Source organism: Pseudomonas sp. FSL W7-0098 (genome assembly GCF_005930585.1).
In the GTDB taxonomy this organism is placed as follows: Bacteria; Pseudomonadota; Gammaproteobacteria; order Pseudomonadales; family Pseudomonadaceae; genus Aquipseudomonas; species Aquipseudomonas bubulae.
The window spans coordinates 94,071-106,851 of record NZ_RXHW01000011.1; the positions used below are offsets into that span (position 1 = coordinate 94,071).

The window sequence follows — 12,781 nt, forward strand, 5'->3', positions numbered from 1 at the left end:
AAGGCCAGCAATAGTTGCTGACCATTAATTATTCGGTTTCGACAGTTCGATAAATGGTACGGCCACTTCTAAAAGGCTCAGCCCACCATGAGCCAGGCTTGGATAGCCACCCTGGCTTCGCCACTTTTTGCGGCCAAGCACAATGTTCCAGTTGCCGTGTTGTGTCGTCAGTACCTGCGACAAGGGTGGTACCCAGTGCTGCTCGATTTTTTCGCCTTTCACTTCGTTGTTGCGCCCTGATTTGAATTGACTCTTCAAATAGGTTTTCTGGTCTTCCGGATATACATCGGGGAACAGGGCCGGGTTGGAATAACCGTGGTCGGCGGTAATCACCAAACGGCGGCCAGTGGCCAGCTTGTCTACAAATGCCCAGAATTCATTACCGGTTAAAACCTCGGCCGCTTCTTTTGCCAGAACCCGGTAGCCAGCCCCTTGCTCAGCCAGGTGATGCATGCGGTCGTCTGGCCAGTGATGCCAGAAGACAATATTAGGGTCGGCTTTTATCAGCGATGCGCAATCTACCCAAGGCAAATCTGTCGATGCGGTAAAGGCACCATTGAAGTCAATGCTTTTTCCCTGATCGTTTTGCAGTTTGGCTCGTTGACTAAAGCCTAACGCTCGGGCAAACGGTGTTGTATCGCCAGGTAGCTCTGAGGCTGTAGCTCCAGCACTATGAATGGTGTAACCCCGCTGTCGAGCTCCCTCCAAAATCCAGGGCGCTTCTCGAAGAGATAGCGCATCAAGAATCAGTATGGCTTTCGGCGTCGTTTGACGCTGCCAGAATGCTTTCAGTGCATCAGCGGTTTTGGGGGCAGCACTCTCAAATGCAGCCCACAAATCCCAGGCACTGCCAGCTAAAACGTCATCCAGAGGTTTAATAGCCCTGTCTCGCTCGGTCGTTTTTGCATCAGCCAGATCTTTACGGATCGGCGCTGCAAATAAGGGCCAGAGTGCCGAAAATATTTTCGGCCAGGCTTCCTGTGCAGGCAGTCTGTGTATATCAGCGATCAGTGACTTATCCATGTGCTTTCGCCTGTTGGTTATTGTTCTTTATCAAGATCCAAGGAGTAGGTAACACCGTCTGGAAGATTCTTCAGAAGATGTTCCAGTTGTGCTCCGGTGAGCTGCGAGGTTGATAGCTTAACCTCCTTGACCTTACTGCCCTTGTTAATGCCCCACTGCTCAAGCTTGCCCAGCAAGCTCAAGGTAGAAGTATTCAGAGCGCTGTGGTGGGCAACTGAACTACCACAGGATCCACCAAAAAGTGAGCCCGGGCTGGGCGGAGTCGGTTCTGTAGTGACGCCATGATCTGGCTGAGGCGCACTCCCACCACCAGTTGTAACACCCGTTACTGCAGGCGATGGTGGCGGCACCGGGATAGAACCTCCTGAGCCGACAGATCCCCCTGGTAAATGCAGAGTGATTTCTTCCAGATCTTTACCACTACCGAGCTTCCCACGCACCCGAAGCCAAGCGTCCTCTGTCGTTTCTGACGGCTTTTTCTCATAGAGGCTGCCTTTGGTATTGATGGCAATTTTTCCTTCAGCACAGGCTCGCCCGATGCGCTCTTTAACGGCTGTCTCACCTAACCATGGGATGCTTTCCGCGCCCTTGGGCGCTGGCTCTTTCAGCTGTTCTATCAGGTCTGCGACACTGCGGCTGTTGGTGGCGGAGTCAAGGAGCATGTTGTCAAACTCCTCTGGAATAAACAGCTCGCTGCGAATTTTCTCGTCCAGCTTGTCAAGAATCTGCAGACCCTCTGCGCCGTGCTGTGAAATCTCAAATTCACATTGCGCCGGATCTGCAAAATTCCACACAACCAGTACGGCGAAACGATCAAATCGTGATTGCAGCTGCTCCCTGAGTTCCTTTTGATATTTGAGATGTAACTGAGCGTACTCACGCTCTGATTTCTTCCAGTCACTCGCCAAATAGACGGCACGGGCCAGAACTAGTAATGACTTGTCATAGAAAATATCGCCAGTACCTACCCGGGGTAGGAGGAAGCGCAGAGTGTTTCGCGCTTTGGCTACGTGATTCTTCAACCACTCACCCAGCTCTTTGTTATCAAGCGAAGCCTTAGGCATGACAACGACTGGAATACGGTTATCCCAATGTTGTGGATGATCTTTTTCTTCTATTTCGGACCAAGGAGCGGTTTGCCATTGCTTCTTTAAAACAACCGTACGGTAGATATTTGACTGATTTCCTTCACCTACCAGGGCGTAACGAATCTCCTTGGCAAGGTGCTCTATGTCTTCGTCGTTCGTAAACAGCTTATCGTTCTTGGCATGAGCCAGCAGCTTAGCCTGAGGATTAACCTCATTTTTGAAAACCAGCCTGTTGGCCTGACGGTGAATATTAAAACTATTGTCTTCAATGACTGCGAGTTCAGCTGCAAACAGGTTGTCGTCTATCGCCTTTCTTTCGGTGATATCTAGCTGCAATTCTGACGGTTCTGCACCCGCATGATTTTCCAAAGACAGTGAACGAAGCCAAAGCGCGGAAAGAATGGCCTCAAGGTGAGGCACTTGGGCTGCTGGCACGCCGTTATTAACGGCTTCCAAATTTCGGAGCGCGTTCTCGCGCAAATCCCTGTGCAGCTGGCTCGCAACGGAATCCAGCAGAGAAGTAACGCCAGACTTTTCGCTCGTTAAACTGAAATTAGCCGGTGTCAGGATGGCGGTGTCTTCGTCGGAAGCTTTAAAAACGTCCACCAGAATTCGCAACAGGTCTCGGGTTTCCTGGGTTTCGGTCGCAATCAGTACCTGATCGTCGAGTAATTGCAGTAGGCGCGGCGAGTATGGCCACGCCTCAATAAACTGCTCTCTATGCTTTCCGTGTTCAGAGCCAGATATGTGGCTTAAGCGCAAGAACTCATCGACGTGGGTTTGAATCAGCGCTGCGATATCAGAATCAGGAATGTTCATCCGATTTTCGAAGATCCGATAAAGCAGAAGACGCTGCCTGTCGCGCTTTGCCTCTGGCCCTTTAAAATCAATTCGAGTCGGGTTAACACGGAATAGCTGCTGTGCTGCGTCGGAGTTACCCTCCCGTACAGATACTACAAGCGTTAAAAGCTCGGGATGCTTTTCAGAAATCTCTGAAAGAATTTGAATAAAGTTAAAAGCCCATGACTTACGCTTGTGCTGGTTGGAGTTGGTTAAGCCCTCGAACCAGGTTTGAAACTCATCCAGAATCAGAATGAAGGGCGTCTTCTCGGCCATTTCAAGAATCAGGTCATAACCCGGCACTTCTGTACCATGGACTTCCCATTTAGCCTTGATGATATTGCCATGCGGGTGCTGTTCGAAAAGAACATCCCAGACGTGCTTGTAGCGTTGAAGGTGCAAGCTTTCAGTGATGACATGCATTCCGTACTGCAATTTTAGGTTTGCAATAGCGGGGTTATTTAACCGCGCAGCCCAATCATTCAGCCAGTTTACTGTTGCCTCCTGATCCTGATGCATGTGCGAAAGCGCGGCCATAAGGTGCGATTTACCTTGGCCCCGTGAACCAATAATCACGACAGGCTCAGCGCGTCCCGCCTGCACTGCTTCAACGGTCTTGAGCATATCGATTGAGGGGTAAGTAATTTTCAGAAACTCACTTGCAGACTTGTCGAGCGCACCAGTGCCATTCCGATTATGCATTTCGATCATCGTCCCCTTGATACGACGACCGGAAAACTCCTCACGTAACTTCAGTCCTAGCATGGTTAGCTCTCTTTATTACTTGATATTTGGTTGTGTTGCAGCGCAACCCAGGTAGCTATCTGTTCTTCCTGAGGTGCCAAGAGCCCCTCACTTTGAAATCAAGGGTCATTTCTGACGTGGCCATGCGATACACAGGATCCTCGTTGAAGGTATCCTGGATCTCTAACCCTTCAACCAATGTCTCAATCTGGTCGACATCCAGCTGTTCTAGCCAAGAGACGAGTTCTTTACTCATGCGAGTGGCTCGCTACATGAGCACGCACTAGATCATGTGCCTTTTGCCAGTTACGCACCACGAGAAAAGCCCACCCGTGGCGAACGAAAAAAGCAAGGCTCAGACATGCGCTGGCTCCGAAGGCGCATCATCACTGGCTCCGCCAACTTTGACCCAGCCATCTACCTCGACCCTCTGAAACTTCCACAACCGCCCAACCTTGTGGGCTGGCATGCTGCGCTTGGCGATCCATGCATAAACGGTGTCCTTGCTGACGCCGAGGTGTTCGGCAATTTCATCAACGCTGAGCCAACGATCGGTCATGACAAAATTCGCAAGAAAAAAGAGCTGCTGATCTTACCCGGTTATGTCGGGTTTAATAAGGTTAATGCAGATTTTCACCATCCCTACCTAGACGATTGTCAAGATCCCCACAGGGTACTGCTGTCTTGGCCTAACAAATGTCTCGCCAAAGCTCCCCTGACTCGGTTACCTCAACGAATCGGTCAGCAGTAAACCCACCAGGGAACAATGTGAGTGGATCATCTTCATCAAGCGGGTCTAACGGGCGGAGAAGACGCTTCTCATCGCGCAGAATGACTTCAAGGACTTCACGAGATACCACTTTGAACCCGACGACTGACTGGCCATCGAGCTCAATGGATGTGTCGACGATCCACGCATGCAGATGCGCTCCAGGATACTGCCCGTGATAGCCCAATCTGGCGCGCAGCGCTTGATCAGCCATCAGCGCAGTGAGCACTGCCACCTGCTTGCGCCGTAACTGCCAGGCAGCCTTGCGCAGGGTGTTGGTGCGATGGAGCCAGACCTCATGGGTAGTCGAGCGGATATACCCTGACTTGACCTCCAGAAGCAGCACTACGCCATCCTGGTGGCAGATCAGATCCACCTCACCGGCATCGTCCTCTTCGGTAGCCAGTGGCCGATAGCCCACTTCAACAGCAAAGCCACGCTGCCTAAGGCTCTCGGCCAGCGCGAGTTCTACTCGCTGGGTTTCAGCCAGCATATCGGCCCGACGCGCATTTACGCGCCGCAGGTTATTGATGGCTGCCGTCAGGTTGTTTTGCTGCGCGCCAACCCAGGGAAACTGAAAGCTGTAGCGGCCGATTTTGTAGAAAGGCTGCTCGTATAAGCGAGGCGCAGGCGTGCGTGGCTGCTGCTTCAATTGCTGAGCAAGCGACTTTAGGTCGCTGGTCCAGAACGTGAGGATTGCCTTGGCTGAATCGGCGCTGCCTTTCGGGTATTCGTCGCAAATAGTCCAGCCTGTGATCTTGCGGATCTTTTCTTGCTCTTCGGACCAGGTCATGGGGCATCGGTTTTCACCGGAAAGCATGCCATCCATTGCCAAACGACACAGCGCTTGGTCAAGCCCACCCGACTCGCGAAAATGATCCTGGAAGGGCTGAATGAACTCACTCTGAAAGAAAACCGAGGTCAGCTCGGTCGCTAGCAGCAAGTGGTGAAGCTGAACCTGGGAGTCATCACTGAGCGAGACGCGATCACCCAAACCGTAGATATGCTCTAACTGTAGCTTGCTGCGAACCGCCTTGATATAGGCCAACTGGTTCAGCTCATGATTCTCAGGCGAGCCGATGATTTGTTCAGCCATGCCGGAGTCGATGTAGGCGTGTACGGCACGATTCATCCAGTAGTGCCAAAGCAGATCGCTCTTACGCCCGGTTCGTTGCCAGCGCTCTGTTCCCCCGTCCGACTGGTTGTAGATCACCGACTCGCCCGGTTTTAGCTGATAACGGCATTCAGGATTGAAACAGAACCAGTCGATTGAGCCTTCGTAGTCGATTCGCTCTTGGATTGCCCCAATCAGAACGGCTAACGATTCGAGATTTTGACGACATGCCACCAAGTCAGAATTGCTGGATTCAGGAAAGATAATCGGTGATAGGTGACGTTTCAGCGATTTCCCGAACCGTGACTCGCTCAGGCGGAAATCCTCTTCCGAGCAAGCGCGGAGTTTGTTCAAGATAATACGGTTGTAGACCTTCCACTGCTGACCGGAATGATCATCGGAACTATCTCCGGTAAATGCCTGGTAGGCCAGAACACTGAGGTAGGAAAACAGCTCCAGCAGGGATAAATGCTCAAGCTGTTTTTCGGCACGGGTAATCAGCTCATCAAAGGGCTTGAGCTGATCAAGCAAGCGATCACAGACACCCAAGAACACTAGCCACTCATCCCCGGCGAGCGCCGCACGCAGCGCAAGCCAGAGAGGCGACTGGGTGCGTTCAAACAGTTTCGCGTAGCGAATCGCCCATCTGAGAGTTTCTGGGTTATGGCTAGCGAGGTGTAACAGCAGCTCGACACTGACTGCATTATCGGAATGCAGCACTTGGCTGAGGGCCAGGCTGGCGAGCTCGGCCCCAGCTACCGCATCCACATCAAGCCATAACGATGCCGTTGCCAGACCTTGCGCACGATCAATGGCTTACAGGCTCTTACCTACCGGGCGCTGATCAAGGAAATGATGCAAGGAATCATCAAGAGCTCGGCCCTTGCTGAGTGCTGGCTGATTTCGTTCGTATACCGACTGATAATGCTGTCGGCAGCGCTCTCCCTTTTCTGTCATCCCACAGCGCTCACACCCCCAGCTCATCGCTGGCTTCGGCGATCGACTGGCTGATTTCGGCGCCCAGTGAAGCCCCGACTTTTTCACCCCGATCAACGATGATCACTTCCATATCTGCATGCTCGCCCAGTATGGCGCGCAGACGGGCCGGCATTTCGGTTGCCGTTTCAATGCCGGTGAAGCCTCCGCCCGCCACAACCACCGTGTTGCGACCACGGCTTGGTGGCAGTTCTGCCAGGGATTTGAGGTGGTTTTCCAGGCGTATGGCTTGCTCGATCTGGTCCACGTCGAAGGCGTATTGCGCCACACCTTGGGTGTCAGGCAGCGCAAGGCCGCTGCCAGTAGCCAGGACCAGTTTGTCGTAGGGACGAATTTGTCTGGCGCCTGCGGCATCGGTGTAAACGACCTGTTTTTGCTGCACGTCGATGGTCTCTGCAGCGCCCTTGATAAAGGTGACACCTACCGCGTCGAGCAGTTCGCCAATGGGCGCGACCAGCCGGTGCGCTTCAGGCTCGTAAAAACGCGGGCGTATGCGCAGCTCGGCCTGGGGGGCCAGCACGGTCACTTCGACTTGGTTGTGGCCGTGAATATCCAACAGCCGCGTTGCACTCAAAGCGGTCCACATGCCACCGAAGCCTGCGCCAATAATCAGAATCTGCTGTTTCATTTTTTATCCCCTGATGAGAAGCCCGAGCAAAGCAACCCCGAATGACGATCACCACCGAACCTCAATAACGGCGACTATATTAGTCGTAGTTACAGAGAGCAATCTTTATTTGTGGTCCATGCCACTGCTGTCACGCCCAAGGAGCGTTGCTCGCCTGACTGATCACTGCTAAAATATGCGACTAATTCAGTCGGAGATTTTGATGTCTCTTTACAGCGCGGGCGTTGAGTACGGCATTCACTGCCTGCTCTTTTTGGTAGGCGATGGCGGCGAAAGCCGTGAGGCGAGCGTGCGTGATCTTGCAGAGTTGCAAGGCGTACCTCAGGACTATCTGGCGAAGATCTTCACCAAGCTGGCCAAGGCCAAACTGGTCGTGGCCACCGAAGGCGTGCGCGGCGGATTCAAACTGGCCAGGCCTGCTGACGAAATCAGCATTCTCGATATCGTCAACGCTATCGACGGCCAAAAGCTTATTTTCGATTGCCGGGAAATTCGTGGCCGCTGCGCACTCTTCGAAGGCTCGCCGCCTGCCTGGGCGCTGGACGGCCACTGTTCGGTTCACGCGGCGATGATGACAGCACAAAAGCGCATGGAAGAGGCCCTGGCCCAACAAACCATTCTTGATCTTGCCCGAAAGGTCGGCCGAAAATCCCCCGCCGAGTTCCCGGCACAGGTCGGCAAATGGATCAACGATCGTCGAGAGAAGAAAAGCGCCGCGCAGACTTCTGACGACCAGGCCATCCCGGTAACTGAAATCTCGGACTAAGCCCCGGCCCTTTTACAAACCCCACCGCCAGCGCCGCCAATATCAGCACAATCGCAAGCCCTTCATTGAACCCAACCTTGTGCCCCAGCATCAGCATCGAACCTGCGATCCCGAAAACCGGAATCAGCAGGGACAGCGGCGCCACCCTGGATACCGGGTACTCGCGCAGCAACAGATTCCAGCCCCAGTAACAGAAATGCGTCGCCGCGTAGACCTGAAACAACAGGGAAAACAACGCCACCCACTCAAAGTGGGTGACCAAAGAGGTAAAAGGCGCAGATCCGTGGGCAAACCAGGTAAGTGCCAACAGCGGCAGCGGCGCAAACACACTGGCCCACACCACAAAGGCGAACATCTCCCGCACTTTCGACTGTTTGATAATGACGTTGCCGATACTCCAGCTCAGAGCACTGATCAGCAACAGGCCATAACCCAGGGTCGTGCCCCGGCCGGGGCTGGCCACAATGATGCTGATCAACCCCAACAGTGCCAGCCCCATCCCCAGTATCTGGCCGAAGCCCAGACGCTCGCGAAACAGCAATACCCCCCAGCCCAGGGTGAAAAAAGCACTGAACTGGATCAGCAACGCAGCGGTTCCTGGGGGCACGCCCCATTCAATACCCAGATTGATCAGGGCCCACATGGCCACTCCAAAAATCAAGCCATAAGCAGCCAGCCACTTGATGGCAATCGGCGGCCGTTTGACGAAAAATACCCACGGCAACGCCGCAAGGGTAAAACGCAGCGCTGTTAGCAACAGCGGATCGATAGCTGCCAGGCCCAGTTTAGTGATGGGGAAGTTCAGCCCCCAAACGGCCGTCACCAGCACGGCCAGGATCAGATGTTTCTTTTGCATAGGGGGGCTTCCAGTGGCAAGGAGGGCGGCGTCATGCGCCACCCAAAATGCCACTATGCACACTTGCCGTATCGGCCCGCTTACACTATCAGGTCAAAGATCATTAAATTCGGGCCATGGGCGAATTTGAATCCGACACCTGCGAAAATATCCCCCGCGACGCTGTGGTCACGGCCATTGACTATGCCGACGGGCAGCGCTTTGCCCTGCACAGGCATAACCGCGGGCAGTTTGCCTATGCCGCCTGCGGTGTCATCACGGTGTTTACCGACCAGGGCAACTGGGTGGTACCGCCGCAACGGGCCATCTGGGTACCGGCAGGGGTACCCCACGAAATGAGCATGAACGGCCCGGTCACGATGCTGAACACCTATATCCGCGAGCCCGCGTCTGTGCGCCTTGGCCTGCCGGCGCATTGTCAGGTTTTCGGCATATCGCCGCTGCTGCACCAGTTATTGATCCAGGCCACGGATATTCCGGCGCTCTATGACGAAACCCGCAGAGAGGGGCTGCTGATGAATTTGCTGCTCCACGAAATAGCCGAGATGCCACCCCTTTCGCTCAATGCGCCGCTACCGGGTGAGCCCAGGCTGGCGCGGGCCTGCCGCACTCTGCTGGAGCAGCCGTCGCTGGATATCGGGATTGATGATATGGCCCGGCAGGTTGGCATGAGCCGCCGTACCTTTACCCGCCTGTTTCGCCAGCAAACCGGCATCAGTTTTGTCGAATGGCGCCAGCAAGCCTGCCTGTTGGCAGCGGTGGTGCGCCTTGGCCATGGCGAGGCCGTTACGCAAGTGGCGACCGATCTGGGCTATAGCAGCCCGAGCGCTTTCACCAGCGTCTTTCGCCGGGTGCTGGGCGAGGTGCCAAGCCGGTATTGCCTGAAGGAACCGAGTTGAACCAACTGCCCAACCCGCTGCCGGCAAACACAGCACCCGGCTCAAAAGGGTATGTGCCTCAGTGCGGATTTCGTATCCCCACAACGCGGTAGGCAGCGCTCCCCGTGCGCTCGAACATCAGACGCCAGGCGCCTCGCCTGCGGCTGTTGTTATAGCCAATAAGGTCAGCGGACATTAATCGATCGCTGTGGGGGTGCCAGTTAATCGACCGCAAACGCCCCTCGCGCAAATGGCTCAAGGTCAGGGCAATACTGATACCCGCAGAGCCCGCTGGCAAAGGTGTCACCGCTGAATCATCGATCGTCAGGGCGGCAGGCGAACGGGGGGGCGGGAGCGCAGCGGCGACCGGCCTCGCGCTTTGCAGGGGCTGTTTTTTTGCGGCCGCGCTTTTACCGGGCAGTCGGGTCATGGCCGTTGCCTCGGGTGTCCCCGTGGCACTCGAGGGGCCTGCGGCCTGTGGTTCCCGGTGGGCACGAAGCAACAGACTGCGAACGCCCAGATGCCTCAGCTCACGGGTGGGTGGCCGCCCTGATGCCACTACAGCGCGCAAACGCTCCCGATACTCGACGCCCACGACATATCCGTATAGGTCACCACGCACGGTGGGGTAAACCGCCAACGCCACACCTGTGCTCTGCAGAACCTGACTGTGCTGGCTGTAAAAAAAGTTGACCAGCTTGACTGTTTCTTCAGGGCTCAGCGCCATGTCCCGGGCAAACTCCAGGGCTTTTTCCGTGACGCTTTGCGCCAGCTCATATTCCTGCGCATCCCTGAGGCCTGGTGCTGGCTGTTGCGCCTCGGCCAAATCCAGATACCGGTTCAAGGCAAAGAGTGCCGAGCCTGCCACTGCCCCCAGTCCTGCAACGGCTTGAGCAGCATTAAACAGCCAGCCCAAGGCATAGCCAAGGGCGGTAAAAATGACGATCAGGCTCAGACCGGCAACGACCCGATAGCGTTGGGGTAGATCTTCTTCCCGCCCATCAGGATCTATCCGATTTATCGGGTTGTTACCGACCATGGCATAAACATTCAAGCCGTCGATGGTCCCTGCCGGGTCTGCACTGACCCAACGCTGGAGCCAGGCCGCGTAATAACGCAAACCGTAGTAGTAAAGCCCGGACGCATCGCGTTCCTTGCCCGAGTAACGCAGGGTCTTGAATGTGGCTTCAAGCGCGCTTTTCGCCGCCCACCATGCCGTCGCCCCGAACGGGTAAAAACCCTCCTGGCTGAGCAGTGCCGCGCGCTCATCAAGCTCCAGTACGCCGCTGCCCAGGTGATCGCAAAGGCTGAAGCGCACATGCTCATTCTCGACCCCATCGGGCAACCCCTGCTCCCAGGCAAGTAAACGCACCCCGGTGCGGCCTGCTTGCAGCGTCAAGGCACTTGAGCGCTCTCCCGTGGCCCGGTTGAGGCGCAGCTCCAGCCCTGGCAAATAACGCACTTCATCCACATGGGTGAGGTTTGCGGCCCGGGTCGTTCTACGCTTGAAAACCCGCTGCCCCTGACCGTCGTAGACGTAGGCTTCTTCATCATTCTCACCGTTGGTGCGCTGCACGCTGGTGACACGGCACAGTTGATTGCGCACATTCCACTCCAGGGCCTGACCACGCACCAACACCCGTTGATTGCCACAGGCATCAAACGCCTCGCCTGAAGCCAGCAGAGAACCGGGCTCAATCATCTGGCTGCGGTTACTGGTTTGTGACACGGACATACGCCGGGTGTAGCCCTGGCCGGCAGAAGGTACATGCTGCATCTGTACCAGGTTGGCGCCGGCATCGTACTGATAGTGCCGCGTGTAGTTGCGCCACTGCTGCGTGTCCGTCGTGTCAAAGAGCACCGCCGCAGGGGTACTGGCGCCACCGGGGTGGCGCGCATTTTCTCGTCCGCTGGCTTTGACCAGTTGGTAGAGGGTGTCGTAGGTAAAAGTGCTCGAAGCCTGGATCATCGCGTTGCTGGCCCAGGTGGTCGGTTGAGCGCCATCCACCACATGGGTCACATTGCCCACCCGGTCGTAGGTGTAGGTCAGATCCTGCAAGATGCCACCCTGTGCCCCCCCGCGACTGGCCTGCAACCGTCGCAAACTGCCATCATCGTCAGCGTAAGTAGCCCGGGTGACAACACCGTTGCCTGCCCGCTCGCTGGTCACTTGTCCGGCGGCGTTGTAGACCAGCTCATCCACCAACAGTTTTGACTTGCCACCTGCCGTAAGCAGGCCAACACGTACCTGTTCCCCTGCAACGTTATATTCCAGGCGCTGCCGGTTGCCCCTGGCATCACGCAGCCCGAGCAGTTCACCCAGCGCATTGCGATGCCAGGCCGTCAGGTAATGCCGAGCCTCCAATTGTCGATCGCGCCACGCTTGCGGCTCAGGCCAGTCGAGCGCTTCAGGGGCCTGGCAGAAACGCCGCGACTGGCTGTTTGCCTCGCCGGTCAAATCGTAATGTTCGTTGATGACGCTGCCAGCCGGGTCATCATGGCGGACCAGACGGCCGCATCGGTTCCGCGCCCTGTCCGCTGAATCGGCCGGCCCGTAGGTAAAACGCTCAAGACATCGGGCGTGGGGCTCATCACTGCGCTGTTCATGAACGGCCACAAGCCTGGACTGGGCATCGTAGTCAAAACACTGCTGATGCCCGCGCCCGTTCCAGGTTTTGCGCATCTGCTGCGCGACGCCAAACAGAGTGATGTGCCATCCGCTATCGACACTGTCAGTGCGCAACGCCAGCCCTGAAAGGCTGGAAATCTGGCGTTGATTGGCCGCGACTGTGGCCCCATGACGACGCAACGCCCCCAATCGCGGGTCCCACTGCCCGAGTACAAAACCGGTGGCGCCAAAGACAGTTTCGTGAATCCGCGCCCGGGGGCTCTGCTGTGCACTCAGACGGTGGTATTGCACCCTGCGTACACTCAAGCCCCTGGGGTCAACCGCCGTCAGTGACGGCGTGTGGTGATGCACATGGGTCATGGCGCCTGGCCTGTTTAACGAAATGGAGCAAAAAGGCTATGGCTCAAGTCGAGGGCAAAGGTGGTAAATAATTAGTTTTATTTAAAATCC

Annotated in this window: 8 protein-coding genes and 1 pseudogene; 2 read left to right on the forward strand and 7 right to left on the reverse strand. The window is 55.7% G+C overall.

Going from position 1 to position 12,781, the window contains the following annotated elements; translation table 11 throughout:
• Positions 1–24: 24 nt before the first annotated feature.
• From FHL07_RS19525 to FHL07_RS19550, 5 genes and pseudogenes are all read right to left on the reverse strand, one after another.
• Positions 25–1,023 carry an alkaline phosphatase gene (locus FHL07_RS19525; RefSeq protein ID WP_138738807.1) on the reverse strand — a complete coding sequence of 333 codons (999 nt, stop codon included), beginning with the start codon at positions 1,021–1,023 and terminating at the stop codon, positions 25–27.
• A 17-nt stretch (positions 1,024–1,040) separates the two neighbouring features.
• On the reverse strand, positions 1,041–3,716 hold the full coding sequence (locus FHL07_RS19530) for a hypothetical protein (protein ID WP_138738808.1): 2,676 nt from the start codon (positions 3,714–3,716) through the stop codon (positions 1,041–1,043).
• 334 nt (positions 3,717–4,050) lie between these two features.
• Positions 4,051–4,254: a methylation-associated defense system helix-turn-helix domain-containing protein MAD1 gene (gene mads1, locus FHL07_RS19540; RefSeq protein ID WP_138738809.1), complete on the reverse strand. Its 204-nt coding sequence runs from the start codon at positions 4,252–4,254 to the stop codon at positions 4,051–4,053.
• A 130-nt stretch (positions 4,255–4,384) separates the two neighbouring features.
• Positions 4,385–6,346, reverse strand: a complete 1,962-nt coding sequence (locus tag FHL07_RS19545; protein ID WP_238705568.1) for an NERD domain-containing protein — start codon at positions 6,344–6,346, stop codon at positions 4,385–4,387.
• A 202-nt stretch (positions 6,347–6,548) separates the two neighbouring features.
• Positions 6,549–7,202, reverse strand: a pseudogene (locus tag FHL07_RS19550) (NAD(P)/FAD-dependent oxidoreductase); the annotation flags it as partial.
• Positions 7,203–7,404: 202 nt separating this feature from the next.
• Here FHL07_RS19550 and FHL07_RS19555 point away from each other — a divergent pair.
• Positions 7,405–7,968 carry an RrF2 family transcriptional regulator gene (locus FHL07_RS19555; RefSeq protein WP_095002523.1) on the forward strand — a complete coding sequence of 188 codons (564 nt, stop codon included), beginning with the start codon at positions 7,405–7,407 and terminating at the stop codon, positions 7,966–7,968.
• Here FHL07_RS19555 and FHL07_RS19560 read toward each other — a convergent pair.
• Positions 7,889–8,824: an EamA family transporter gene (locus FHL07_RS19560; protein WP_133144003.1), complete on the reverse strand. Its 936-nt coding sequence runs from the start codon at positions 8,822–8,824 to the stop codon at positions 7,889–7,891. The two genes, FHL07_RS19555 and FHL07_RS19560, sit on opposite strands and share 80 nt — an antisense overlap.
• Positions 8,825–8,940: 116 nt before the next feature.
• Here FHL07_RS19560 and FHL07_RS19565 point away from each other — a divergent pair, with 116 nt between their 5' ends.
• Positions 8,941–9,723 (forward strand): AraC family transcriptional regulator, encoded by a 783-nt coding sequence (locus FHL07_RS19565; protein WP_095027131.1) that lies wholly within the window; start codon positions 8,941–8,943, stop codon positions 9,721–9,723.
• A gap of 58 nt (positions 9,724–9,781) precedes the next feature.
• On the opposite strand, the gene FHL07_RS19570 is transcribed toward FHL07_RS19565, so the two are convergent.
• Positions 9,782–12,691 (reverse strand): RHS repeat domain-containing protein, encoded by a 2,910-nt coding sequence (locus tag FHL07_RS19570; RefSeq protein ID WP_138738810.1) that lies wholly within the window; start codon positions 12,689–12,691, stop codon positions 9,782–9,784.
• Positions 12,692–12,781: the final 90 nt, after the last annotated feature.

What these genes read in the sequence shown, in the direction of transcription:
- FHL07_RS19525 (WP_138738807.1), bottom strand. Translation starts at nt 1,023, where the DNA reads ATGGATAAGTCACTGATCGCTGATATACACAGACTGCCTGCACAGGAA.
- FHL07_RS19530 (WP_138738808.1), bottom strand. Translation starts at nt 3,716, where the DNA reads ATGCTAGGACTGAAGTTACGTGAGGAGTTTTCCGGTCGTCGTATCAAG.
- mads1 (WP_138738809.1), bottom strand. Translation starts at nt 4,254, where the DNA reads ATGACCGATCGTTGGCTCAGCGTTGATGAAATTGCCGAACACCTCGGC.
- FHL07_RS19555 (WP_095002523.1), top strand. Translation starts at nt 7,405, where the DNA reads ATGTCTCTTTACAGCGCGGGCGTTGAGTACGGCATTCACTGCCTGCTC.
- FHL07_RS19560 (WP_133144003.1), bottom strand. Translation starts at nt 8,824, where the DNA reads ATGCAAAAGAAACATCTGATCCTGGCCGTGCTGGTGACGGCCGTTTGG.
- FHL07_RS19565 (WP_095027131.1), top strand. Translation starts at nt 8,941, where the DNA reads ATGGGCGAATTTGAATCCGACACCTGCGAAAATATCCCCCGCGACGCT.
- FHL07_RS19570 (WP_138738810.1), bottom strand. Translation starts at nt 12,691, where the DNA reads ATGACCCATGTGCATCACCACACGCCGTCACTGACGGCGGTTGACCCC.